The organism is Bradyrhizobium sp. SPXBL-04 (assembly GCF_051853035.1).
GTDB classification, from domain to species: domain Bacteria; phylum Pseudomonadota; class Alphaproteobacteria; order Rhizobiales; family Xanthobacteraceae; genus Bradyrhizobium; species Bradyrhizobium zhanjiangense.
In genome coordinates this window covers 5,724,403-5,747,431 of record NZ_CP182472.1, presented here as the reverse complement: position 1 = coordinate 5,747,431, position 23,029 = coordinate 5,724,403, and the positions used below count along the sequence as shown (strand labels likewise).

General features: G+C 63.5%; 23 protein-coding genes. 12 read left to right on the top strand and 11 right to left on the bottom strand.

The genetic code is table 11. The features are described from left to right. Window positions 1-2 precede the first annotated feature (2 nt). The 3 genes from ACNJX8_RS27395 to ACNJX8_RS27385 form a co-directional block, all read right to left on the bottom strand. On the bottom strand, window positions 3-1,019 hold the full coding sequence (locus ACNJX8_RS27395; protein ID WP_439357394.1) for an FAD binding domain-containing protein: 1,017 nt from the start codon (window positions 1,017-1,019) through the stop codon (window positions 3-5). Continuing rightward, window positions 1,016-1,507: a (2Fe-2S)-binding protein gene (locus ACNJX8_RS27390; RefSeq protein WP_439357393.1), complete on the bottom strand. Its 492-nt coding sequence runs from the start codon at window positions 1,505-1,507 to the stop codon at window positions 1,016-1,018. Before ACNJX8_RS27390 ends, ACNJX8_RS27395 begins: the two co-directional genes overlap by 4 nt. Before the next feature lie 142 nt (window positions 1,508-1,649). Then, window positions 1,650-2,129 carry an Lrp/AsnC family transcriptional regulator gene (locus tag ACNJX8_RS27385; protein ID WP_164934551.1) on the bottom strand — a complete coding sequence of 160 codons (480 nt, stop codon included), beginning with the start codon at window positions 2,127-2,129 and terminating at the stop codon, window positions 1,650-1,652. A 144-nt stretch (window positions 2,130-2,273) separates the two neighbouring features. Between ACNJX8_RS27385 and ald the strand changes: the two genes are divergently transcribed. Further along, window positions 2,274-3,389: an alanine dehydrogenase gene (gene ald, locus ACNJX8_RS27380; RefSeq protein ID WP_091892307.1), complete on the top strand. Its 1,116-nt coding sequence runs from the start codon at window positions 2,274-2,276 to the stop codon at window positions 3,387-3,389. Window positions 3,390-3,512: 123 nt separating this feature from the next. Here the strand turns inward: ald and ACNJX8_RS27375 are convergent, their stop codons facing one another. The 3 genes from ACNJX8_RS27375 to ACNJX8_RS27365 are packed head-to-tail and all read right to left on the bottom strand — an operon-like array spanning window position 3,513 to window position 7,551. After that, the gene (locus ACNJX8_RS27375; RefSeq protein ID WP_439357392.1) at window positions 3,513-5,423 is read right to left on the bottom strand and encodes a flavin-containing monooxygenase; all 1,911 of its coding nucleotides are present in this window, start codon (window positions 5,421-5,423) and stop codon (window positions 3,513-3,515) included. Continuing rightward, entirely contained in the window at window positions 5,420-6,061 is a 642-nt protein-coding gene (locus tag ACNJX8_RS27370; RefSeq protein WP_128934877.1) for a TetR/AcrR family transcriptional regulator, read from the bottom strand. Before ACNJX8_RS27370 ends, ACNJX8_RS27375 begins: the two co-directional genes overlap by 4 nt. Next, window positions 6,058-7,551, bottom strand: a complete 1,494-nt coding sequence (locus ACNJX8_RS27365) for an AMP-binding protein (RefSeq protein ID WP_439357391.1) — start codon at window positions 7,549-7,551, stop codon at window positions 6,058-6,060. The genes ACNJX8_RS27370 and ACNJX8_RS27365 overlap by 4 nt, the downstream gene beginning before the upstream one ends. Before the next feature lie 171 nt (window positions 7,552-7,722). On the opposite strand from ACNJX8_RS27365, the gene ACNJX8_RS27360 reads away from it, so the two are divergent. The 7 genes from ACNJX8_RS27360 to ACNJX8_RS27330 all read left to right on the top strand — a co-directional run bounded on the left by ACNJX8_RS27360 (window position 7,723) and on the right by ACNJX8_RS27330 (window position 14,010). Continuing rightward, complete coding sequence (locus ACNJX8_RS27360; protein WP_128957215.1) at window positions 7,723-8,982, top strand: ABC transporter substrate-binding protein; 1,260 nt, start codon at window positions 7,723-7,725, stop codon at window positions 8,980-8,982. A gap of 86 nt (window positions 8,983-9,068) precedes the next feature. Continuing rightward, window positions 9,069-9,971: a branched-chain amino acid ABC transporter permease gene (locus ACNJX8_RS27355; RefSeq protein ID WP_091892316.1), complete on the top strand. Its 903-nt coding sequence runs from the start codon at window positions 9,069-9,071 to the stop codon at window positions 9,969-9,971. Then, a complete protein-coding gene (locus ACNJX8_RS27350; RefSeq protein WP_128939123.1) occupies window positions 9,968-10,987 on the top strand; it encodes a branched-chain amino acid ABC transporter permease in 1,020 nt (339 codons plus the stop codon). The genes ACNJX8_RS27355 and ACNJX8_RS27350 overlap by 4 nt, the downstream gene beginning before the upstream one ends. A gap of 2 nt (window positions 10,988-10,989) precedes the next feature. Next, window positions 10,990-11,745: an ABC transporter ATP-binding protein gene (locus ACNJX8_RS27345; RefSeq protein WP_439357390.1), complete on the top strand. Its 756-nt coding sequence runs from the start codon at window positions 10,990-10,992 to the stop codon at window positions 11,743-11,745. Beyond that, window positions 11,742-12,455 carry an ABC transporter ATP-binding protein gene (locus ACNJX8_RS27340; protein ID WP_128934871.1) on the top strand — a complete coding sequence of 238 codons (714 nt, stop codon included), beginning with the start codon at window positions 11,742-11,744 and terminating at the stop codon, window positions 12,453-12,455. The genes ACNJX8_RS27345 and ACNJX8_RS27340 overlap by 4 nt, the downstream gene beginning before the upstream one ends. A gap of 205 nt (window positions 12,456-12,660) precedes the next feature. Further along, window positions 12,661-12,840, top strand: a complete 180-nt coding sequence (locus ACNJX8_RS27335) for a hypothetical protein (RefSeq protein ID WP_439357389.1) — start codon at window positions 12,661-12,663, stop codon at window positions 12,838-12,840. A gap of 111 nt (window positions 12,841-12,951) precedes the next feature. After that, entirely contained in the window at window positions 12,952-14,010 is a 1,059-nt protein-coding gene (locus tag ACNJX8_RS27330; RefSeq protein ID WP_091892326.1) for a YeiH family protein, read from the top strand. Window positions 14,011-14,178: 168 nt separating this feature from the next. On the opposite strand, the gene ACNJX8_RS27325 is transcribed toward ACNJX8_RS27330, so the two are convergent. The 5 genes from ACNJX8_RS27325 to ACNJX8_RS27305 all read right to left on the bottom strand — a co-directional run bounded on the left by ACNJX8_RS27325 (window position 14,179) and on the right by ACNJX8_RS27305 (window position 18,867). Beyond that, window positions 14,179-15,051, bottom strand: coding sequence for an ABC transporter ATP-binding protein (locus ACNJX8_RS27325; RefSeq protein ID WP_164934553.1), 873 nt, complete (start codon window positions 15,049-15,051; stop codon window positions 14,179-14,181). Then, on the bottom strand, window positions 15,048-15,956 hold the full coding sequence (locus ACNJX8_RS27320; protein WP_439357388.1) for an ABC transporter permease: 909 nt from the start codon (window positions 15,954-15,956) through the stop codon (window positions 15,048-15,050). Before ACNJX8_RS27320 ends, ACNJX8_RS27325 begins: the two co-directional genes overlap by 4 nt. Next, window positions 15,953-17,374: an ABC transporter substrate-binding protein gene (locus tag ACNJX8_RS27315; protein ID WP_439357387.1), complete on the bottom strand. Its 1,422-nt coding sequence runs from the start codon at window positions 17,372-17,374 to the stop codon at window positions 15,953-15,955. Before ACNJX8_RS27315 ends, ACNJX8_RS27320 begins: the two co-directional genes overlap by 4 nt. A gap of 181 nt (window positions 17,375-17,555) precedes the next feature. Beyond that, window positions 17,556-18,332, bottom strand: coding sequence for a Crp/Fnr family transcriptional regulator (locus tag ACNJX8_RS27310; protein WP_128934865.1), 777 nt, complete (start codon window positions 18,330-18,332; stop codon window positions 17,556-17,558). A 238-nt stretch (window positions 18,333-18,570) separates the two neighbouring features. Then, complete coding sequence (locus ACNJX8_RS27305; RefSeq protein ID WP_439361988.1) at window positions 18,571-18,867, bottom strand: gamma-butyrobetaine hydroxylase-like domain-containing protein; 297 nt, start codon at window positions 18,865-18,867, stop codon at window positions 18,571-18,573. Between the two features lie 215 nt (window positions 18,868-19,082). On the opposite strand from ACNJX8_RS27305, the gene ACNJX8_RS27300 reads away from it, so the two are divergent. The 4 genes from ACNJX8_RS27300 (at window position 19,083) to ACNJX8_RS27285 (ending at window position 22,947) form a co-directional block, all read left to right on the top strand. Continuing rightward, window positions 19,083-19,856, top strand: a complete 774-nt coding sequence (locus ACNJX8_RS27300; protein WP_439357386.1) for a ferredoxin--NADP reductase — start codon at window positions 19,083-19,085, stop codon at window positions 19,854-19,856. Between the two features lie 102 nt (window positions 19,857-19,958). Further along, window positions 19,959-21,701: a fumarate reductase/succinate dehydrogenase flavoprotein subunit gene (locus ACNJX8_RS27295; protein ID WP_439357385.1), complete on the top strand. Its 1,743-nt coding sequence runs from the start codon at window positions 19,959-19,961 to the stop codon at window positions 21,699-21,701. A gap of 32 nt (window positions 21,702-21,733) precedes the next feature. After that, window positions 21,734-21,967, top strand: coding sequence for a 4Fe-4S dicluster domain-containing protein (locus ACNJX8_RS27290; protein WP_007593252.1), 234 nt, complete (start codon window positions 21,734-21,736; stop codon window positions 21,965-21,967). Between the two features lie 2 nt (window positions 21,968-21,969). Beyond that, window positions 21,970-22,947 (top strand): HEAT repeat domain-containing protein, encoded by a 978-nt coding sequence (locus tag ACNJX8_RS27285; RefSeq protein ID WP_439357384.1) that lies wholly within the window; start codon window positions 21,970-21,972, stop codon window positions 22,945-22,947. Window positions 22,948-23,029: the final 82 nt, after the last annotated feature.

The window sequence follows — 23,029 nt, the reverse complement described above, 5'->3', positions numbered from 1 at the left end:
CCTCACGCGATCTTCTTGTAAGCTTGTGATTGCGGTGTGGCGCTTGCGGCCTGCATCAGCGTACGCACGACGGCTCGGCGCGCGAGTTCGATCTTGAAGCCGTTATGTGAGCGAGCGGTTGCTCCCTGCAGCAACAGATCTGCGGCGTGCCCAAAATGGTCCGGCGTTGCCGCCTGGCCGCGCAGAGCCGCTTCGGCCTCGAGGCTTCGCCACGGCTTGTGGGCCACGCCGCCGAGCGCCAGGCGCGCTTCGCTGATTGCGTTTCCTTCCAGCTCGAGCGCGGCCGCGACCGAGACCAAGGCAAAGGCGTAGGACAGCCGGTCGCGGATCTTCAGATAGCTGTAATTCTGCGCAAAGCCGCGCGGCGGCAGCTCGATTGCGGTGATGATCTCGCCGCTGCCGAGATTGGTATCGACATGAGGCTTGTCGTCCGGAAGCCGATGGAAATCCGTCAGCGCGATGGTGCGCTGACCGGTGGGGCCTGCGATATGCACGAGCGCGCCGAGCGCGGCGAGCGCCACGCTCATGTCGGATGGATTGGTCGCGATGCAGGACGTGCTGGTGCCGAGGATTGCGTGGTTACGGTTGAGGCCATCGAGTGCCGAGCAGCCGGAGCCGGGGCTTCGCTTGTTGCAAGGCGTCGCCGTGTCATAGAAGTAGGCGCAGCGCGTTCGCTGCATCAGATTGCCGCCGACCGAGGCCATGTTGCGCAATTGCGCGGAGGCGCCGGCCAGGATGGCGCTGGCGAGCAGGGGATAGCGTTGCTCGATCAACGGATGGTAGGCGAGATCCGAATTCGGCACCAATGCGCCGATGCGCAGCCCACCGTCGGGCGTTTCCTCGATGTCGCGGAGCGGCAGGCGGGAAATGTCGATCAGCCGGGAGGGCCGCTCGACATTCTGCTTCATCAGGTCGATCAGGTTGGTGCCGCCGGCAATCAGCTTCGCGCTCGGATCGGCGGCCAGCAGGCGAATGGCGTCAGCGACATCGGTTGCGCGGGAATACTGGAAGTTGTTCATGACCGGCCCATTGCCTGCTCGATCGCAGCCACGATGTTGGGATAGGCGCCGCAGCGGCAGAGATTGCCGCTCATCAGTTCACGGATCTCGTCGGCGTCCCTGGCGTGGCCTTCGGCTAGGAGGCCGGCCGCCGAGCAGATCTGCCCTGGCGTGCAATAGCCGCATTGGAATGCGTCGTGATCGATGAAGGCCTGTTGCAGGGGATGCAGCGCGCCATTCTTGGCCAAGCCTTCGATCGTGGTGATCTCGGCGCCATCCTTCATGATGGCGAGCGTCAGGCACGAATTAACGCGCCGACCGTCGACGAGCACGGTGCAGGCGCCGCATTGGCCGTGATCGCAGCCTTTCTTCGTACCCGTGAGCGCAAGATGATCACGCAAAGCGTCTAGCAGCGTGGTCCAGGGCAGAAGATCGAGGGTGCGACTGACACCATTGACGATGAGATGAATCGGAGTGCGTTCGGGAATTTCATGCGTGACATCGCCCATGTCCTGCTCCCTGCAGGCGATCGAGCCGAGACGTCAGCCGTGCTGACGCGGGGGCACGTCGCTTCCGCTGGCCAATGGCGTGCAACGGACAAGCGGCCGCTTGGTTCCTTGACGGGAATTGGGTGCGCCCGCGGCGCAGCGGTCAGCGCTTCGCCTCGCCGAACACCACGGTCGGCACGGCGCGGTTGACGATCTCGCGCAGCGCGAAGCTCGATTGCACCCGTGCGACGCGCGGCAGGCGCGACAGCTCGGTACGGTGGATGCGCTCGAAATCCTGGATGTCGCGGGCGAGCACGATCAGGATGTAGTCATCTGTGCCCGACATCAGGAAGCAGCGCACGACGGAGGGGCACTTCACCACCTCCGCCTCGAACGCCTTCAGCGCGTCGTCGCTCTGGCTCTCCAGCGCGATCCGGACCAGCACTGTCGTCGTGAGGCCAAACTGCGCCAGATCGAGCGTGGCTTGATAGGCCTGGATGTAGCCATCGTCCTCCAGCGCCTTCTGCCGCCGCGCCATCGCCGTGCTCGACAAGCCGATCTTGTTGGCAAGCTCGGTGTGGCTGGCCCGCGCATTGGTCGTGAGTTCCGCGAGGATGGCGAGGTCTTTCCGGTCGAGGGCCAAGGTTTTGTTTCCAGCGTGAAAGGACATTTCCGCGCCCGAAACCGGCGCGCCAGGCGCGAACCTAGCGGATATTTGCACGAAACCAAACTGCCGCCATCGCTACGATGATGAACGGAATCAATGCTTTGGAGGAGGGGTTCAAAGATGCGCGTCGGTGTTCCCAAGGAGATCAAGGTGCAGGAATATCGCGTCGGGCTCACCCCAGGCGCGGTCCGTGAGTATGTCGCGGCCGGCCACCAGGTGACGGTCGAGACTGGCGCTGGCAGCGGCATCGGCGCCTCCGACGACGTGTACCGCCGGGCAGGGGCCGCAATCGCCGAAAGCGCCCGCGAAATCTTCGCCAAATCCGACATGATCGTGAAGGTGAAGGAGCCGCAGAAAAGCGAATGGGCCCAGCTCCGCGAAGGCCAGATCCTGTTCACTTATCTCCATCTTGCGCCGGACCCGGAGCAGGCCAAGGGCTTGCTTGCCTCCGGCTGCACTGCAATCGCCTATGAGACCGTCACGGACGCGAACGGTCACCTCCCGCTGCTCGCGCCGATGAGCGAAGTCGCCGGCCGCCTCGCCATCGAGGCCGCCGGCGCCGCGCTCAGGCGGTCGGCCGGCGGCCGCGGGCTGCTGCTCGGCGGCGTGCCGGGCGTGCAGCCGGCGCGGGTCGTCGTGCTCGGCGGCGGCGTGGTGGGAACGCAGGCGGCACGGATGGCCGCAGGGCTCGGCGCCGAAGTCACGGTGATCGATCGCTCGATTCCGCGGTTGCGCCAGCTGGACGATCTCTTTATCGGCCGCGTGCGCACCCGCTTCTCCACCATCGAGTCGGTCGAGGAGGAGGTGTTCGCTGCCGACGTCGTGATCGGCGCGGTGCTGGTGCCGGGCGCCAGCGCACCGAAGCTTGTCACGCGCGCGATGCTCACATCGATGCGGCCGGGCGCGGTGCTGGTCGACGTCGCGATCGACCAGGGTGGCTGTTTCGAAACCTCGCATCCGACCACCCACACCGAGCCGACCTATGAGGTCGACGGCGTCGTGCATTACTGCGTCGCCAACATGCCGGGCGCGGTGCCGGTGACCTCGAGCCAGGCGCTGAACAACGCGACACTGCCGTTCGGATTGATGCTCGCGAACAAGGGCTTTGCCGCGGTGCTGGAGAATCCGCACTTGCGCAACGGGCTCAACGTGCATCGCGGCCGAATTACCAACAAGGCGGTGGCGGAAAGCTTAGGTTTGGAATTCGCGCCGGTGGAGAGCGGGCTGGCGGCCTGAGCAGGCGCAACCTCCGTCATTGCGAGCCAACGGGTCCGCGCGAAGCGCGGCCCCGTTGGCTCGCAATGACGATGTGGTGAGAGGGTGCGCTGACCCTACAGCCGATCCGCGTTGGCAGAAGAGTCACACCCTCGTCAACTTGTACTGGCCCAAATCCGGATCGTGGGTCATGCGCCAGTAGTCCACGAACCGCCACGGCATCGCCGAAAATACGCGGCCGCTTGCATTGCGGTAATAAGTGCTCATGCCCGGATGGGTCCAGATCATCGCCTCGTGCTCGACGTCGACCTTGCGGACGTAGTCGTCGAGCACGTCCTGGCGGACGTCGATGGCGGCGACGTCGTGCTCGATCATGTCGACCAGACACGCCGAGATGTAGCGGCTCTGGCATTCCGACTGGAAGATGACGCTGCCGCCGTGGGCGGGGCCGGAGTTCGGCCCGAGCATGCAGAAGAAATTCGGGAAGCCCGGCACGGTGAGGCCGAGGAACGCGGTCGGATTGTCGTTGGCCCAGGCTTCACGTAAATCCTTGCCGGCGCGGCCGCTGATGTTGAGGCGCGAGGCCATCTCCGTGACCTTGAAGCCGGTGGCGACCACGATGATGTCGGCCGGACGGTGCTTGCCGTCGGCGGTGACGATGCCGTTCTGGTCGAAATGGTCGATGGTGTCCGTGACGAGCTCCACATTGGAGCGCGTCAAAGTCTTGAACCAGTTGTTGTCGAGCAGGATGCGCTTGCCGTAGGGCGGATAGGTCGGCACGCATTTTTCGATCAGGTCGGGCCGGCCCTGTAGTTCCGACAGGATGAAGTCGGTCAGCTCCTGGCGGTGCCGGTCATTGCCTTTGTTGACGGCGCGCTCCGGATGCGGCCAGGCCGGGTCCTTGCGCAGGAAGGGTAAGAGACCGTCGCCATAGCGCCAAAACATATTGAAGCGGTACCACTGCACATAGAACGGCAGGTGCGCGAGCAGCCAGCGTGCGCTCTCGCTGATCGGATCGGCATAGCCCTTCACCGGCCGCGCCCATTGCGCGCTGCGCTGGTAGACGGTGACGGAGGCCACACGGCTGGCGATCGACGGCACGAGCTGCATCGATGTCGCGCCGGTGCCGATCACGGCGACATGCTTGCCGTCGAGATCGATATCGTCGGACCATAGTGCCGAGTGCAGGATCGTGCCCTTGAAGTTCTCCTCGCCCTTGAAGCGGGCGCGCGAGGGATCGTTGAGCTGGCCGATGGCCGAGACCAGCGCGGTGGATTCGAAAGTCTCCTCGCCATCCTTCGTCTTGAGTGTCGAAATCCAGCGTTGCCTTCCTTCATCCCAGCGTGATGAGGTCAGCTCGGTGTTGACGCGCAGATGCTTGCGGATGCCGTATTCGTCCGCGACCTTCAGCAGATAGCCGAGCAGCTCCTCACGCGGGCAGAAATAGCGCGTCCATGCGTTGCGCGAGCCGAAAGAGTAGGAATAGGAATGGTTCGGCGTGTCGACGCCGCAGCCGGGATAGCGGTTGATCCACCAGGTGCCGCCGAGCTCGGCGTTCTTCTCGACGATGGTGTAGGGGATGCCGAGGTGGCCGAGCGCCACGCCGAGCGCGATGGCGCAGACGCCGGCGCCGACGATCAGCACATGCTGATCGGCAAGCGTTTCGTCGGAGGGGCGCTTCGTCCAGCGCGCCTCGCGCGGCACAAAACCCATCTCCTCGCGCATCAAAGGCGCATATTCCGGCGCGACATTCTCGCCGAGGCAGGCGCGCATCATCTTCAGCAGCAGCTCTTCGCCCGGATCGGTGATCACGGGTTTCGGCGTGCCATTGGCGAAGAGCCTGACGACGGCGGCGCGGATCTCGTCCTGGATGTCCCGGGGCACGCCGGCCTCCGGATCGGGAATGAGGCGGATGTCGCGCTTGGGCAAATAGGGCGGTTCAAGCCACTTCTCGTCGCCGGTCATGTGCACCAGCACCATCAGAAGGCAGCGGATGTCGCCCTCGGCGATGGCCGAGGCGAGGTCGAGCGGCTTGTGCGGAGACGAGATGTTCATGGCGTGTCCTGATCTCCGGAGGCAGTGAAGAGGCCGCGCGTCATCAGCTTGCGATAGGCGGAGATGACGTGCTCGGGCACGGCGGTGACGCCGGCTTCCGAATAGGAGTAGCGCCGGCTGAGATAGCCGCGCGCGCCCATCAGCATATGGACGATCGCCTCGAATTCTTCGTCGCTGTAATCCTCGATCGCGCCGGCAAGCCGCGCGCGACGCAAAATGCGGACATAGGCCGTCGAGATGTTGTCGAGATGCTTCTGGTAGCCGGTCGGTGCGAAGAATTCGGCCTCGTTGAGAATACGCAGGAACTCCGGCACCTCGCGGATGAAATCGAAGAACGCCGCGAAGCGCTCGATCTCCTGCCGTGCTGCATGCGCCGTGCCGGTGCGGGCACGGATGAACTCGACCATGTCGAGGCCGATCTTGGGCAGCAGCTGGTTCAGCAGCTCCTGGCGGTTCTCGAAATGATTGTAGAACGTGCCCTGCGCGACACCGGCTTCCTCGGTGATGCGCGCGACCGAGGCCTCGGCATAGCCATGCTTGCCGACCACCTTAGTGGCAGCCTCAAAAATCTTCTGCTTGGTCCAGGCGTTGCGCTCGACCCGGTTCAGCTTGGTTATTTTTGCGGTCGCTTGAGTCATTCGGAGGTCTCCAGCTCGGCGCGCAGCACGCGCTTGAGGATCTTGCCTGACGGGTTGCGCGGCAGGCTGTCACGGAGGACGAGCTGTTTCGGCACCTTGAAGCTCGCCAGCCGCGCGCGGCAATGCTCGGTAAGGGCGGGGAGGTCGAGGCTCGCGCCCGCAGTCAGCACGACGATCGCGACCGGCCGCTCGCCCCAGCGCGCATCGCGCAGGCCGATCACCGCGACCTCGCGCACTTCGGGCAGATCGTAGATGACGCGCTCGACCTCGGAGGAGGCGATGTTCTCGCCGCCGGAGATGATCATGTCCTTCTTGCGGTCGGTCAGGTACAGGAAGCCCTCGTCGTCGAGATAGCCGACGTCGCCGCTGCGGAACCAGTCGCCGAAGAAGGCGGACGCCGTCTTGTCCGGATCCCTCCAATAGCCGCGCGTGATCTTCGGGCCGCGCAGGCAGATTTCGCCATTCACGTTTGCCGGCAGCGTGTTGCCGTCCTCGTCGCGGATTTCGATCTCGACATGGGCAATGGCGCGCCCGGTCGAGCCGATCTTCTCGATCTCGCGGCCCTTCTCCATGAATGTGTCGCCGCCGACGGTTTCGGTGAGACCGTAGGCGTCGATGTAGCGCGCATTGCGGAAATATTCGGAGAAGGCGCGGATGCGCGCCTCCGGAGTCTTCTCGCCACCGCCGATCGCCCATTGCAGGCTGGAGACATCGTAGCGGTCGCGGGTGGGGCAGGTGAGTATCGCGGTGGTCATGACAGGCGCGAACCAGGCCGCGTTGAGCTTGTCTTCTGCGATAGCCGCCAGCGCCGCCTCGGGCTCGAAATTGCGCTCGATGCGAATGAACCCGCCATGCCAGAGCGCTGCGATGCCGGGCAGGTCGAGCGCGCCGACGTGATAGAGCGGGCCGACGACGAGAAGGCGTGTGTCGGCGCTGAGGCCAAGCGCGATCGTCTGGTCGGCGGACTTCCAGTAGAAATTATCGTAGGTGAGCATCACACCCTTGGGGCGGTCGGTCGTGCCCGAGGTGTACATCAGCCGCATCAGGTCGGAGGGCTGGCGCACATGCATCGGTGCTGCCGTCGTGTTGCCTGCGAGATGGGTTATGCTCTGCTGTGCGGTCTCGTCGAGCACGACGATGTTCGCGCCCGCTGCATTCGCGGCCAATTCCTGATCGACGGCCAGAAGGCGCGCGCCGGCATTGCCGGTGATGTAGCCGACCTCGTCGCGGGACAGACGAAAATTGATCGGCAAGAACACCGCGCCGAGATGGCTGGTGGCGAAGACGAGCTCCAGGAACGCCGCGCTGTTCTTCATCAGCACGGCCACGACATCGCCGGCACGGATGCCCTGCGCGGCGAGCCAGCCGGCGACCGTCCCGATGCGCGCGCCGAAAGCCGCGTAGGAGATCTCCTCGCCGCGGTATTTCAGCGCGGGCCGGTCCGGCGTGCGCCGGGCATGAAAGGCGATGAAGCTCGAAAGGTTGATCATTTGCCGGGTTTTGGGCCGTTGCCGGCCTTATTTCCTCCCTCGATGAATTCTGACTCGTAATTCATCTTTGGCTTGACGTCACCCCCCACCCTCTGAAATCCTTGGCATCACGGAGACGAGACGATCTCCGGCAGGGACCAGGACACGCCGACCCGAAAGAGGGAGGGGAAAATGACGAGAACCCGCACGCCGGGCATCAGCCGCCGTTCCACGCTGGCGCTGATGGGCGCCGGTGCGATGACGTTTGCCGCGCCCTGGGTGGCGCGTGCGCAGGCCAAGACCATCAAGATCGGCATGCCGACGATTTTATCGGGGCGCGTCGCGCAGCTCGGCACGTCTTCGCGCAATGCGGTGATGCTCGAGGTCGAGAAGGTCAACGCCGCCGGCGGCCTTGCCGGCCGGCAGATCGAGATGGTGATCCGCGACTCCAAGGGCCAGCCGCAGGAAGCTGCCCGCGTCGCGCGCGAGCTCGTCAACACCGACGGCTGCGAGTTGATGATCGACGCCGAGGCCTCCTCCGGCGCCTTCGCGGTGCACGAGGTCGCGCGCGATCTCGGCGTGTTCTGCATCCACACCAATTCCGAGACCTCGGCACTGACCGCGGATCCGAAGCAGCACATTCCCAATGCCTTCCGCACCGCGCGGCAGGGCGTGCACGACTCCATAGTCGGCGGCAGCTATGCCGCAGCGATCGCCAAGGCAAAAGGCCTGAAGAAGTGGGCGACCTGCTCGCCCGACTATGCCTATGGCCGCGACACCACGGCGGAATTCACGCTCTACCTGAAACGCTTTGCGCCCGAGGTCGAAATCATCAGCGAGTCCTGGCCAAAGCTGTTCCAGCCCGATTACACCGAGGTGGTCACCAAGATCCTGCAGGCCAAACCGCAGGCGCTGTACTCCTGCCTGTGGGGCGGCGATCTCACCTCCTATATCGACCAGGCCAACATCTACGCGATGTTCAGCCAGATGGAGGTGTTCGCGGTCAATATGGCCGACTACACCGCGCTCACCGTGGTGAAGAACCTGCCCAAGGGCATTCACTCCGGCAACCGCTACATCAAGACATTCCCGTCGACGCCGGAGAATGCCGCCTGGGGCGATGCCTACAAGGCCAAGTACAATGAATATCCGACCAACTGGTCGTGGGAAAACGCAACCGCCATCATGCTGATGGCGGAAGCCGCCAAGAAGGCGAACTCGGCCGACGGCAAGAAGATCGCGGAGGTGCTGAAGGGCCTTACCATCAAGTGCCCGTTCGGCGCCGACGGCACGGTGACGATGCGCGGCGACGACCACACCCTCGTCGGCTACGCCATCGGCTGGGGCACCACCATCCCGCAAGAGCCTTATGTTCCCGAGGTCAAGGCCGGCGACTGGAAGACCATCTTCGAGTTAGAGGCCGAGTGGAAGAAGAGCAAGGGCTACACCTGATCTGACGCGCGGCGGAGACGGGCGATCGCCTCCGCCGTTCGTTTCGTTTTCCGCGCCATACCGCGCGCTGCAATGAAAGTGCTTCTGTGGATCTCGACGCGCTCGCCGGCTGCCTCTCCAGCTCCGCCTGCCTGGTGACGCAAACCACCAGCGGCCTCATCATTGGCATGCTCCTGTTTCTTGTCGCGGTCGGGCTGACCCTGATCTTCGGCGTGCTCAAGGTGGTCAATTTCAGCCACGGCGCGTTCTACATGTTCGGCGCCTACTTCGCGATGACGGCCTATCAGCTCACCGGCAGTTTTGCGCTCGCCATGCTGGCGGGCGCGGCCGGAACGGCGATCCTCGGCCTGATCTTCGAGCGCGTCTTCATGAGCCGCGTCTATGGCGCGGACGTGCTGATGCAGCTGCTCGTCTGCTATGCCTTCGTGCTGATCTTCGATGATGTCGTGCGCATCATCTGGGGACCGGAGTTCAAGTCGATGGGCATGCCGTCCGCGTTCCAGGTGATGCCGTTGTTTATCGCCGGTGGCGTGGTGCCGCCTTACTATCTCTTGCTGATCGGCGTCGCGCTCGTCGCGGCCATCGTGCTCGGCATCGGATTGTCGCGCAGCCGCATCGGCAAGGTGATCCGCGCCGCCGCACATAACCCTGGCATGGTGTCCGCGCTCGGCATCAACACCGGCCTGATCTATGGCGGCGTGTTCGCGCTCGGCGGCATGCTGGCGGGCCTTGCCGGCGCGCTGGCCGCGCCAGTGCGGTCGCTGACACCGGGGATGGGATTTTCGGTGCTGATCGAATCCTTCATCGTCACCGTGATCGGCGGCATGGGCTCGATCCTGGGCGCGCTGATCGGTGCGCTGCTGCTCGGGCTGATCCGCTCGTTCGGCTCGCTCGGCTTTCCCTTGTTCACGGAAGGCTTGATGTACCTCTTCATGGTGATCGTGCTGGTCTCCAAGCCTACCGGCCTGTTCGGCAAGGAGGCGGCATGACCGAGCTGGAGGCCGGACGCGCCGAAACGCTGGCGCCAGTGCGCAGCGGCGCGGCGGTCCAACGCTACCGTGACGTCCTGATCGCGCTGATCGCCTTCATCGTGCTGGCGAGCCTGCCGCTCTTTACCGGCAGCAAGGCGCTGCTCGACTTCGTCATCCGCTGCTCGGCCTACGGCCTGTTTGCGACGTCGCTGAATTTACTGGTCGGCTACACCGGCCTGACCTCGTTCGGTCATGGCATGTTCTTCGGCCTTGGCGCGTACAGCTACGGCTTGATCATGCAGAAGCTCGGCGTGCCGATTCCCGTCGCCTTCGTCGCGACGCTGGCGATCACCGCAATGTTTGCCGCGATCATCGGCGCGATCTGCGTGCGACTGAAGGAGATCTACTTCGCCTTCGTGACGCTCGCCTTCCAGATGCTGATTCACTCGACCATTTTGTCCTGGGCCTCCTTCACCGGCGGCGACCAGGGTTTGCGCGGCGGCATTCCGCGGCCGCCGTTCCTCGGCATTGACCTTGCCAACCACGTCCATCTCTATGTCGCGAGCTGCGCGCTGCTCATCCTCGGCCTGCTCGCGATGCGCCAGATCGCGCAATCACCGTTCGGCTACACGCTGCGTATGATCCGCGACAACGCCGCGCGCGCCAGCTTTCTCGGCATCGACGTCTGGCGTGCCAAGCTGACCGTCTTCGTGCTGGCGGCTCTGTTCGCGTCAATGGGAGGCATGGTGATGGCGCTGTTCGTCTCCGGCGCCTATCCGGAGTTCGCCTATTGGACGATCTCGGGCGAAGGCATCTTCATCAACATGCTTGGCGGCGTCTCGACCTTCCTCGGCCCGATGGTCGGCACCGTGCTGCTGCTTCTGCTCAACGACACTGTCACGCGTTTCACCGAGTATCACGGCATCGTGCTCGGCGTGGTCATCCTGTTCTTCGCGCTGGGCCTGCGCAAGGGCCTCTTGGATTTCGTCGCCGAATGGTTTGCGCAGCGGCGCGATGCAGGCGAGGGGCGCTAGCGATGCTTGAGATCCGCAACCTCGCAAAATCCTTTGGCGGCGTGAAGGCGACCAACGATGTCTCGCTCGACTTCCCCGACGGCTCGCTCACCGCGGTCATCGGCCCGAACGGCGCCGGCAAGAGCACCTTCTTCAACCTGATCACCGGTGCCTTGAGGCCGGATTCCGGCCAGGTGCTGCTCGACGGCGTCGATCTCGCCGGCCGATCGCCGCCCGAGATCGTGCGCCATGGCATCGGCCGCGCCTTCCAAGTGGCCAGCATCTTCAAGTCGCTCACGGTGCAGGAGACCATGCTTGCCGCCGTCAGCGCCGACCAGCGCACCTCCGCGGTCCTGCATAAGCGCTTTCCTTTGCCCGAGACGCGCGACCGCGCCGAGCATGTGATGGAGCTGCTAGGGCTCGCCGGCAAACGTCATCGTACCGCCGCGACCCTGTCGCATGGCGATCAGAAGCTGCTCGATATCGCGATCGCGCTGGTGCTCGAACCCAAGGTGCTGCTGCTGGACGAACCCACCGCCGGCATGGGCCCGGAGGAGCGCTGGCGCATGATCGACAAGGTGCGCGAGCTCTGGGAGACGCAGAAGATTACGGTTGTCTTCATCGAGCACGACATGGACATCGTGTTCAAGATCTCGCCAAAAATCGTGGTGCTTTGCTACGGCCGCATCCTGGCAACCGGCACGCCGGACGAGATCCGCAACAACAGCACCGTGATCGACGCCTATCTCGGCACCGAACATGCGGGAGCTGCCGCATGAGCGCAGCCGTCATCGAAGTCGCCGATCTCGATGTCTATTATGGCACCAGCCAGATCCTGTTCGGCGTCGGCCTGTCGGTGCGGCAGGGCGAGACCATGGCGCTCTTGGGCCGCAATGGCGCCGGCAAATCGACGACCATGAAGGCGATCATGGGGCTGGCGCCGCCGCGGAGGGGCAGGATCAGCCTGCGCGGCGCGGTGATCTCGGGCCTGAAGCCGCACACCATCGCGCGCGCCGGCCTCGGCTTCGTGCCGGAGGATCGTCAGATTTTTCCGGAGCACACGGTCGAGGACAATCTCGTCATCGGGAAGAAGAAGGGACCGGACGGCCAGGACGAGTGGCCGATCAAGCGCATTTACGAGGTCTTCCCGCTTCTGGAGCCGCTGCGCCATCGTATCGCTGGGCGCCTCTCGGGCGGTGAGCAGCAGATGCTCGCGATCGCGCGCACGCTGATGGGCAATCCGGCGCTCCTGCTGCTCGACGAGCCGAGCGAGGGCCTCGCGCCGATCATCGTGCAACGGATCGGGGAGTTGTTGCGGCAACTCCGCCAACTCGGATCGACGGTGCTGATCGCTGAGCAGAACATGCATTTCTGCCTGGGGCTGGCGAGCCACGCCACCGTCATCGACAAGGGCCAGATCGTCTATGCCGCCGGAATCGACGAGCTGAAGGCCAACGACGCGATCCGGCGCAGGTATCTGGCCCTGTAAGCCGGGCCGCCGGTGTCCAAATAGGCCGAAGAAGAAAACTATTGTCCTGGGGTTGCCAGACGGAAGGAGTTTTCTCTCGGGAGGGCAAAAACGCCAATCGCTTCCATTGCCGTTTGAGGCCGAAAAGACGACATTCCCATCAGGATTTGATGGGTTGGCCAGAGCCATGGAACGTACCGGATTTGAACCCTTCGGCGAGCGATTGGTGTCCGCGACGGACACCCGGCCGCGCTCGCGTACGTCAAAGCTCCTGCTGCGGGCCGGCACCGGCCTGTTCTGGTCGCTGGTTGCGGGTATCGTGCTTGCCCGTGCCGCCTTCTTCGAGCCCGGCATCTATGACGGCTTCAGCCGCGTCGCTTCGCTGGCCAAGAGCCTGATCTTCTAAGGCCGATTATTCCGGCCTGAGGATAGAACTTCCTTCGGGCCTGATATGTCGAAAACTTATTTCCCTACGGAAGTCCGCTGCGTATAAATCTTTCTCCTCTGGGAGAGATTTGTGTCGCAGAATCAAGCATCCAGCCCGGCCGATACCAAGCCAGCTACCGCCGCGAGCCGTATTGCGGCACTGATTCCCGGCATTCTCCTCTGCGTTCTCGTCGCCGGTGTCTCGGCTCTGCTCGAGCGGGCGGAACTCGGCGTGTTCGAGCATCCCTATGTCGAGGCGCTGGTGATGGCGATCCTGCTCGGGATGGCCCTGCGCAGCTTCTGGAAGCCCGCGCCGCGCTGGCAGGCCGGCATCGCTTTCAGCGCCAAACAGCTCCTCGAAGTCGCGGTCATGCTGTTGGGGGCCTCCATCAGTTTCGCCGCCATTGCCGCCTCGGGCATCGCGCTGCTCGCGTCGATCGCGGCCGTCGTCGTGATCGCACTCTGCGTCTCCTTCGGCCTCAGCCGCATGCTCGGTCTGTCGACGCGTTTGTCGATCCTGATCGCCTGCGGCAACTCGATCTGCGGCAATTCGGCGATTGCGGCCGTGGCGCCGATCATCGGCGCCAACAACGACGAGATCGCATCCTCGATCTCCTTCACCGCGATCCTCGGCGTGATGATGGTGCTGGGCCTGCCGCTGTTGATTCCACTGTTGCAGTTGTCGGCGACGCAATACGGCATTCTCGCCGGCCTGACCGTCTATGCGGTGCCCCAGGTGTTGGCGGCGACGGTACCGGCCGGACTCGTCTCCACGCAGATCGGCACGCTCGTGAAATTGATGCGCGTATTGATGCTCGGGCCGGTCGTCGTCGGCCTCTCGCTGGTTGCCTCGCGCTGGCACAGCGATGCCAAGAAGACCAATGTCGGCTTCTTTCGCCTCGTGCCGTGGTTCATCCTCGGCTTCCTCGCGCTCGCGACCCTGCGCTCCCTGGAGATCGTGCCGGCCACGGTGGTCGGGCCAGTGACGAAGATCACCGGCTTTCTCACGGTGGTCTCCATGGCCGCCCTCGGCCTCGGCGTCGACGTGCGCGTGCTGGCGAATGTCGGCGGTCGCGTGACGGCCGCCGTGACGCTGTCCTTGATGCTGCTGCTCGGCATCAGCATCGCGCTGGTGCATTGGTTCAAATAATTAGAGCAAAACTGCCGTAGGGTGGGCAAAGGCGCGAAAGCGCCGTGCCCACCACTCGGTTCGGCGTGCAACTAAGTAAGATGGTGGGCACGCTTCCGCCTTCGCTCTACGAGCTACGGCGGACAAGTCGCTTTGCCCACCCTACGAGACTGAGCGCGCTCACTGCGCCTAAATCACATCCGCCAGCGAGTGGCCGTGCAGCTCGATGTTCAAGCCCTGCATGCCCATGTCGTTGATCTCGCCGCCCATTGCCTTGAGGCTTTCCTCGCGGATCAGCGACATCAGCCCGCGGCGCAGAGCCAGAAACTCCGACGACATCATCATCGATTGCTGCCGCGGCCGCTCCAGCGGGATCGGAATCTCCGCCTTGATCGAGCCGGGGCGCGCTGTCATGCAGTAGACGCGGTCGGAGAGGAAGATCGCCTCGTCGATGTCGTGGGTGACGAACAGCACCGAGATCTTCAGCCGCTGCCACATGTTGGTGAGGATCTGCTGCATGATGACGCGCGTCTGCGCATCAAGCGCGCCGAAGGGCTCGTCAAGCAGTAGCACTTTCGGCCCCGTGGCGAGCGCGCGGACGATGCCGACGCGCTGCTTCATGCCGCCAGACAGCTTTTCCGGATAGTGCTTCTCGAACGCCTCCAACCCCGCGAGTCCGAGCAGCGTGCGTGCCGCACGCTCGCGCTGCGAGCGCGGCATGCCGCGCATCTTCAGGCCGAATTCGACATTTTCCCGCACCGTCTTCCAAGGAAACAGCGAATATTGCTGGAACACCATGCCGCGCTCGGCGCTGGGACCGTTCACGGGCTCGCCGTCGACGGTGACGATTCCGGTGGTCGGCTTGAGGAAGCCGGCGACCGCATTGAGCAGGGTCGACTTTCCGCATCCGGAGGGCCCGACGATCGAGACGAACTCGCCGGGCTTCACATGGATCTGCGTATCGGTCACGGCCTGCACCGCTCCCTCGATGGTCTCGTAGGCGAGGGAGAAGTTCTTGACCTCGATATGGCCCTTCGGCTCGCTCGCAAGCACCTCGCTCATGTCGACCTCCACGGCATCACCAATTGCCCCGCGCCTCTGATGAGCAGGCTCGATCCAAGGCCGAGAACGCCGATCGCGATCATGCCGAGCGCGATGTCGGCATACTGGACCAGCGAATAGGCCTCCCAGGTGAAGTAGCCGATCCCGTATTGCCCCGAGATCATCTCGGCAGCGATCAGCGACACCCAGGCAACACCCATGCCGACCGTGAGGCCGGTGAAGATGTGCGGCAGCGAAGCCGGAAAATACACCTCGCGGAAGATCGAGCGCTCGCGTGCACCGAGACATTGCGCGGCGCGGACCAGCACTGGATCGACCAGCGACATGCCGTGCAGCGTATTGACGAGGATCGGGAAGAACGAGCCGAGGAAGGTGATGTAGACGATGCTCTGCTCGTTGGTCGGCCACAGCATGATTGCCATCGGTACCCAGGCGATCGCCGGTATCGGGCGCAGCACTTCGGCGACCGGGAAGATCACCTCATGCACCAGCTTGAAACGACCCATGATCAGACCGAGCGGCACGCCCACGATCGCCGCGAGCGAGAAGCCGATGAAGATGCGCCGGCAACTGAGCAGGATGTGCAGCAGGAATTTGGGATCGTGGATCGCCTTGGTGAAGCTCGCATAGACCGCGAGCGGCGATGGCACGTTGGTGAAACGTACGAAGAACACCACGCGATAGGTCGTAAGCAGGTGCCAGACCAGCAGGAAGGCGAGCAGCGAAATCACGCCGATCGCGGTAGCGCGAAGCCGGCCCTGATTCAGCCGGTACCAGCGCCGCGCGAGCGTGCCGAACGAAGGGGGTGTTGCGGGCGGAGTGACGGCGGACACGGGAGCCGTCTCTGCAATGGCTGTTGCCGGCATGCTGTTCTCGGAATGTCTGAGGAGGGCGGGACTGCTCACGTCTTGCCTCCGCCGACCGCCGCCTTCACCGCGTCATCGAAGCCGAGCACCTTGCCGCTGATCTTGGCGGCGTAGGCTTCGGCATCCTTCTTGAGCAGGAACGGCGCCACGTCGCCATTGCCGACCGCGAAGAAAGCCTGGTCGGCGAACAGCTTGATGCCGCGCGTGGTGTCGAAGACATAGGCGACATTGATCTTCTTGCCCTTGGCCTTGTAGTCGGCATAGGCGCCGAGGGTGCAGGCTGCGGATGAGAAGGGCATGATGCCGACATCATCCACCCAGACCTCGCCCGCCTTGCGCGGATCGGCGATCGGCTTCTTGCAGAAAGAATCTTCGCCGGAAATCTCGTAGTTCTTGGTGCTCGCAAGCTGCGCGTTATAGTCGAGCTTCATCTCGGCGTAGGCCTTGCGGATGTAGCTGTCGTCGACCCACTTCTTCGGATCGAACTCCTTCATGCGACCGAGGTTTTGCAGCACCTTGACGTCGGCGGTCGCGGCATCGATCAGCGCCGGCTTGATCGTTGGGTCGGTGGTCATGTTGCCGCTCGGGCCGAGGAAGATATAGACGACTTCCTTGCTGATGCCTGTCCATTCCTGGATCTTTTCGGCGGCGAGCTTGGGATCGTCGCGCAGCCACTGGTTGGCGGCGATCACCGCCTTGAAGTAGGCGACGACGACTTCCGGATATTTCTCCGCGAAATCGGTGCGGACGACAATGCCGTGGAAGGTCGGCAGATTGGTCTCGACGCCGTCAAAAATCTTTCGCGCGAAGCCGCGGAAGGGCAGCAGCTCGGCGAACGGAACGAAGTCGGCATGCGCGTCGATCTTCTTCTCCTGGAGGTTGGTCGAGCCGACTTCGGGGCTCTGGCTGACCAGCTGGAAGAAGTCAGTGGGATAGCCACGGTCCTGCATCGCCTTCAGCACCATGCCGTGCGCGGCCGAGCCGAAGGGAACGCTGACGAGCTTGCCCTTGAGATCGGCGAGATCGTAGTAGGGCGAATCCTTGTGAACGACGATGCCGTTGCCGGAGCCTGACAGGCTGTAGGCAGCGATGCCGATCAGTCGGCTCTTGCTCTCGGGATTGCTCTCGAAGGTGAAGCCGTTCACGATCAGCGGATAGTCGCCCATCATGCCGATCTGGAGCTTGTTCGCCATCATCGCGTTCGTGACGGGTGGGCCGGACGTGAAATTCTGCCACTCCAGCTCGAATTTGATGTTGGCGTACTTGCCGTCCTTCGGCAGGTATTTTTCGAGCAGATGCAGCTGCCGGATGACGACGCCGGCGGTCACCGTGTTGGTCGTGGTGTCCTGCGTTCCGATGCCGAGCGTGACGGTTTCCGCCGAGGCCGGCTGCGCGAGCAAAAGCGCCAGCGAAGTCATCGACATCGCGATCGAGAGCGTGGGAAGATGGCGGACCATTCTCATCCTCATTCGGTTGGATGTGCTGTGGTTGCCATGATTGGGTGAGGGCCCGGACAGGGCAAATCCGGAATGACACCCGCAGTCGATTAGTTGCCGGGAAAAACTGATTGCATACTCCTTGGGCAGTCCTGCACTATAAAGCCGCTTGCCTGTGCACCGGCCCTGGTCGCAAGCTCATTCAGTCAGACGCGTGTCCACGCATCTCCTCCAGCACGTCGGGCCGGCAGACCACGATCTGCGAGCGCTTCGTCAGCACGATTCCCTTTTCCTGCATGCGCTTCAGGCTGATCGTGACCCATTGCCGGGTGGCGCCGACCATGTGCGCGATGTCGGCATGGGTGAAGGCGGCTGCAATCACTCGGCCATCGGCATCCTCGACGCCATAGAGCTCGACGAGGTGCAGCAGCAGGTGTGCGAGGCGCTGCGTGATAGAGCGCGTTCCCAGCATCTGGGCCAGCGCCGAATAGCATTTGCCCTTGAAGGTCAGTCCCTCGATCAGGCCGATCGCAAGGTTGGGGATCTCCACGGCAAGGGATCGCAGCTCCTTTCCGGGCAGGTGCACCACGCTGCAATTGCTGGATGCGACACCGGACCATTGGTGAACGGTGCCTTCGAACACTTCGGGCCCGCCGACGAAATTGCCGACATGCCAGTAGGCCAGCGTGATCTCCCGCCCGAGCGGGGAGGTGTAGAAGACGCGAATGCGGCCGCTCTCGATCAGCCAGATGCCGTCATGCTTGCCGCCCTGGCTGAACAGCGTCTGGCCGCGGTTGAGCACTTTTCGGCGGCCTTGTTTCAAGACCAGCTCACGCTCGCGCGGCGACAGCTTGTCCATCAGCGGCGGCGGGCCGCCGATCCATTGCTGGTTCTCGGTGAGCAGCAGCGAGGAGCTGCCGGCAGGCCGGACTGCCGGGGGAACAGTCCCACGAACTGCATTCGCCGCCTGCAACATCATCTGCCTCCGGAACGTTCAAATCGTTCTAAAGAGGAGCAATGTCCGTGCCAGATCGGAGGGAATGCTGCTATCGGAGCCTACGCGCGCCACACATTCAGGTGTCATCGCCCGGCCGACCCAATATTCCAGAGACAGCAATGAGTTACGGAGAGGCCGCGGCGTACTGGATTCCCCGCCTTCGCGGGGAATGACAGCGGAGTTTGTGGCCACTGTCCCCCTATCTCAAGACTGCGTCGGCTTAACGCCCCACCAAACTCAGCAAATAAGGCTTCGGGTAGATCCCCCTGTTATGGCCGTCCGAAAACGAGATATTCAGCCCATAGCCGAGATCGCCGATCTCGGTGATCGCAATGCCCGGAAATGCCTTAGGAAAGCGGCCATCGAACCGGGCGCGGGTGCAGTGGGCGCATTTGCAGGAGAGGCGGAGCGTTTCCGCGGGTAGGCTGATCGCCTCATCCTGCGTGGTGCGGACGAGGAGCGAGGCGAGATCGGCGCTGGCTTCATAGTCGGCCACGGTCGGTGCCACCAAGGTCATGGTCATGACGTATCTCCGACCTTGCTCTACGTTTCGCAGCGCCGCTGCGATAGCAACTAATTGCCGGCGCAGGCATGGGCCGCCGATCTTCGATACCTGCATTCAAGCATCGCCCCCGAAATGTGAAACTAATCGACCGGGAATTTCACTTCCGCGTTGCCGTAGTCCCCGCTCTCCGAAACCTTGGGCGCAATCGAGCCAAGGAGAGACGGCGGATGAGCGCATTTCAAAAGGAAACGGTTTTGTCGGTCAGGCACTGGACCGAGTCTCTGTTCAGCTTCACTGCGACGCGCGATCCCGGCTTCCGCTTTCAGAACGGCCAGTTCGCGATGATCGGCCTCGAGGTCGAGGGCAAGCCCTTGATGCGGGCCTACAGCATGGCCAGCGCCAATCACGAGGAGGCGCTCGAATTCTTCTCGATCAAGGTGCAGGACGGCCCGCTCACCTCGCGCCTTCAGAAGATCAGGCAAGGCGACATCATTCTGGTCGGTCGCAAGGCGACGGGCACGCTGATCACCGGCAACCTCATTCCGGGAAAACGCCTCTTGCTGCTCTCGACCGGCACGGGGCTCGCGCCGTTCGCCAGCCTCATCAAGGACCCCGACGTCTACGAGAACTACGAGACCATCGTGCTTGCCCATGGCTGCCGCCAGGTTTCGGAACTTGCCTATGGCGAGCACGTCGTCGAAGGCCTGCGCAATCACGAATTTTTCGGACCGCTGATCCGCGACAAGCTCATTTATTACCCGACCGTGACCCGCGAGCCGTTCAGGAATCGCGGCCGCATCACCGACCTGATCGCATCGAACCAATTGTTCGACGACATCGGGCTACCAGGCCTCGATATCCGGACCGACCGCATCATGCTCTGCGGCAGCCCGGCGATGCTGGAGGAACTCCACGCAATGTCCTCGGCGCGCGGCTTCGTTGAGGGCAATCACAGCCAGCCCGGCCATTTCGTGATCGAAAAGGCCTTTGTCGAGCGCTGAAGCGCAAATCGCACCCCGTCGACAACTAATTGCTATCGCCGGGACGTCACCTGAACAAATCTGACGCAAAGGCGCCGCCCATCGGCGAACCAGGAGCAAGCGATGGCACTAGATCAGATCGTCGACGGACTTTCGGAGGTTTCCTGCGATGTGCTGGTGATCGGCGGCGGCACGGCCGGCCCGATGGCGGCGCTGAAAGCGAAGCTGAAAAACCCGAAGGCCAACGTCGTCCTGCTCGAAAAGGCCAACGTCAAGCGCTCCGGCGCGATCTCGATGGGCATGGACGGGCTGAACAATGCCGTCATCCCCGGTTACGCGACGCCCGAGCAGTACACCAAGGAAATCACCATCGCCAATGACGGCATTGTCGACCAGAAGGCGGTCTATAAATACGCGCAGAACTGCTACAAGGTCATCGAAGAGCTCGACAGTTTCGGCATCCGCTTTCTCAAGAACGAGAACGGCGATTACGCGGTCAAGAAGGTGCACCACATCGGCACCTATGTGCTGCCGATGCCGAACGGCGAGACCGTGAAGAAGGCGCTGTATCGCCAGCTCCGCCGCGCCCGCATCCTGATCTCCAACCGCTACATGGCGACGCGGCTCTTGAAATCCGCCGACGGCCGCATCGCCGGTGCGGTCAGCGTCAATACCCGCACTGCCGAGATGCTGGTGATCAAGGCCAAGGCGGTGATCCTGTGCATGGGCGCCGCCGGCCGTCTCGGCCTGCCGACCTCCGGTTACATGTTCGGCACCTACGAGAACGCCGCCAATTCCGGCGATGGCTATGCCATGGCCTATCACGCCGGCGCCGCGCTCGCGAACCTCGAATGCTTCCAGATCAACCCGCTGATCAAGGACTACAACGGTCCGGCCTGTGCCTATGTCGCGGGCCCCTTCGGCGCTTACACCGCGAATAACGAAGGCTCGCGCTTCATCGAATGCGACTATTGGTCCGGCCAGATGATGCTGGAGTTCTACAATGAACTCTTGTCCGGCAAGGGGCCGGTGTTCCTCCAGCTCAAGCATCTCCACCCCAATACCATTTCCGAGATCGAGTCGACGCTGCACAAGGTCGAGCGCCCGACGCGCGGCCTGTTCCAGCAGGGGCGCGGGGTCGACTATCGCAGCGAGTCGATCGAGATGCACATTTCCGAGATCGGCTTCTGCTCCGGTCACAGCGCTTCGGGCGTGTTCGTCGACGACAATGCCCGTACCACCGTGCCGGGCCTCTACGCCGCCGGCGACATGGCGAGCGTTCCGCACAACTACATGCTGGGCGCCTTCACCAACGGTTCGGTCGCCGGCATCGACGCCATGGAGTTCGCCGACAGCCACGACTTTGCGGAGTTCGATGCCGCGGACGTCGCGATGGAGCGCGACCGCGTGATGGCGCCGACGAAGCGCGAGGACGGCATTCCGCCGAACCAGATCGAGTACAAGACCCGCCGCCTCGTCAACGATTATCTCCAGCCGCCGAAGGTCACCCGCAAATACGAGCTTGGCATGCGCCGTCTCGCCGAGGCGAGGGAAGACATGCAGGAGCGCATGATTGCGCGCAATGCGCACGAGCTGCTCCGCGCGCTCGAGGTGCAATCGATCATGGATTGCGCCGACATGGCTGCGCATGCCTCGCTCTACCGCGAGGAGAGCCGCTGGGGCCTCTATCACTGGCGCACGGATTTCCCGGAGAAGGACAATGAGAACTGGTTCTGCCACACGCTGCTGTCCAAGTGGAACGGCAGGATGACCATCGAGAAGCGGGCGGTGGAACCCTATGTCGTCCCGATCGCCGACGACGAGAAGGACCTTTACGACAAGCAGCGCATCCGGGCCACAGCCTGAGCCCTCGTCACAGCAAGCAACAGGAGATAACGATGCCTCTCGCGTCCTATCAGACATCGGTTCCGGTGGTCGTCGACGACGCCAAATGCATCGCCGACAAGGGCTGCACCGTGTGCGTCGACGTCTGCCCGCTCGACGTGCTGCGCATCAGCGACATGACCAACAAAGCCTACATGGCCTATGACGAGTGCTGGTACTGCATGCCCTGCGAGGCGGATTGCCCGACCGGCGCCGTCACCGTCAACATTCCGTATTTGTTGAGGTGACCATGTCGAGCCCGTTCGAGTCCTATGACGATCTCGACGACGCTGATGAGCGGCTCCAGGCGGCCGATCCCGCCGAGCGCCGTGTCGCCATCATCGCACTCGGCCATTCCGGCGATCCCGCCGCGGTCGCTCATCTCGCCAACATGGTGGCCGATCCCGACGCAGGCGTGCGCCAGCAGGTCGCGATGGCGCTCGGCGAGTTCGACGGGCCGGAAGCCGCGAGCGCGCTGGTGAAGCTGCTGGTCGACCCCGAGAGAATCGTCGCGGGCGCCGCGGCCGACAGCATGGCCGAATTCAAGGATCCCGCTTGCGCCGATGTCATCCTGCCGCTGGTGAGGCATCCCCACGCCTTCGTCCGCATGGGCGCACTGCGCGCGCTCAAGGAGCTGCGTCGCAAGGACACGCTGAAGCCGGCGCTGGAAGCATTACAGGATTCCGATGCCGCCGTGCGCGTGCAGGCGATCGGCGTGATCGGCTTCCTGAAGCTGGAAGAATCCATCCCCGCGCTGACGGCGCTGATCAACGATCCCGACGCCCATGTGCGCCGCGCCGCCGTGAGCGCGCTTGCATTCTCGCAGATGAAGCCTGCCGCGGAGACGATCACGCGTGCGTTGAAGGACTCGGACTGGATGGTGCGGGAGATGGCTGCGGAAACGCTGGGCCTCAACGTCAACGGTTCGCTCGCGGCCGATCAGCTCGTCGCCTGCCTTGCCGACGAGTTTTGGCAGGTGCGGCTGAAGGCGATCCGCAGCCTCGGCAAGATGAAGATCGAACGCGCGGTGCGCCCGATCGGCAATTGCGTCAATCACGACCAGGCCAATTTGCGCAAGGAGGCCGCCGCGGCGCTCGGCGAGATCGCCCATCCCGATGGCGAAGCATTCTTGGCTGTGATCGCCGATGATCCCGATCCCGATGTTCGCAAGAACGCACGCTGGGCGCTTCAGCAGATTGCGGCGCGGAAGGCGCGGGCGGGGGCATAGCCGCCGCTCTGGACTTCCCTCGCCAGACGTTTATTGGTCTTCGCCAAGGGGACCAGCCGTCGAATGATGCGGCCGGTCCGAA

What these genes read in the sequence shown, in the direction of transcription:
- ald (WP_091892307.1), top strand. Translation starts at nt 2,274, where the DNA reads ATGCGCGTCGGTGTTCCCAAGGAGATCAAGGTGCAGGAATATCGCGTC.
- ACNJX8_RS27285 (WP_439357384.1), top strand. Translation starts at nt 21,970, where the DNA reads ATGTCGAGCCCGTTCGAGTCCTATGACGATCTCGACGACGCTGATGAG.
- ACNJX8_RS27325 (WP_164934553.1), bottom strand. Translation starts at nt 15,051, where the DNA reads ATGAGCGAGGTGCTTGCGAGCGAGCCGAAGGGCCATATCGAGGTCAAG.
- ACNJX8_RS27340 (WP_128934871.1), top strand. Translation starts at nt 11,742, where the DNA reads ATGAGCGCAGCCGTCATCGAAGTCGCCGATCTCGATGTCTATTATGGC.
- ACNJX8_RS27395 (WP_439357394.1), bottom strand. Translation starts at nt 1,019, where the DNA reads ATGAACAACTTCCAGTATTCCCGCGCAACCGATGTCGCTGACGCCATT.
- ACNJX8_RS27290 (WP_007593252.1), top strand. Translation starts at nt 21,734, where the DNA reads ATGCCTCTCGCGTCCTATCAGACATCGGTTCCGGTGGTCGTCGACGAC.
- ACNJX8_RS27295 (WP_439357385.1), top strand. Translation starts at nt 19,959, where the DNA reads ATGGCACTAGATCAGATCGTCGACGGACTTTCGGAGGTTTCCTGCGAT.
- ACNJX8_RS27360 (WP_128957215.1), top strand. Translation starts at nt 7,723, where the DNA reads ATGACGAGAACCCGCACGCCGGGCATCAGCCGCCGTTCCACGCTGGCG.
- ACNJX8_RS27350 (WP_128939123.1), top strand. Translation starts at nt 9,968, where the DNA reads ATGACCGAGCTGGAGGCCGGACGCGCCGAAACGCTGGCGCCAGTGCGC.
- ACNJX8_RS27370 (WP_128934877.1), bottom strand. Translation starts at nt 6,061, where the DNA reads ATGACTCAAGCGACCGCAAAAATAACCAAGCTGAACCGGGTCGAGCGC.
- ACNJX8_RS27310 (WP_128934865.1), bottom strand. Translation starts at nt 18,332, where the DNA reads ATGATGTTGCAGGCGGCGAATGCAGTTCGTGGGACTGTTCCCCCGGCA.
- ACNJX8_RS27345 (WP_439357390.1), top strand. Translation starts at nt 10,990, where the DNA reads ATGCTTGAGATCCGCAACCTCGCAAAATCCTTTGGCGGCGTGAAGGCG.
- ACNJX8_RS27315 (WP_439357387.1), bottom strand. Translation starts at nt 17,374, where the DNA reads ATGGTCCGCCATCTTCCCACGCTCTCGATCGCGATGTCGATGACTTCG.
- ACNJX8_RS27305 (WP_439361988.1), bottom strand. Translation starts at nt 18,867, where the DNA reads ATGACCTTGGTGGCACCGACCGTGGCCGACTATGAAGCCAGCGCCGAT.
- ACNJX8_RS27300 (WP_439357386.1), top strand. Translation starts at nt 19,083, where the DNA reads ATGAGCGCATTTCAAAAGGAAACGGTTTTGTCGGTCAGGCACTGGACC.
- ACNJX8_RS27390 (WP_439357393.1), bottom strand. Translation starts at nt 1,507, where the DNA reads ATGGGCGATGTCACGCATGAAATTCCCGAACGCACTCCGATTCATCTC.
- ACNJX8_RS27375 (WP_439357392.1), bottom strand. Translation starts at nt 5,423, where the DNA reads ATGAACATCTCGTCTCCGCACAAGCCGCTCGACCTCGCCTCGGCCATC.
- ACNJX8_RS27365 (WP_439357391.1), bottom strand. Translation starts at nt 7,551, where the DNA reads ATGATCAACCTTTCGAGCTTCATCGCCTTTCATGCCCGGCGCACGCCG.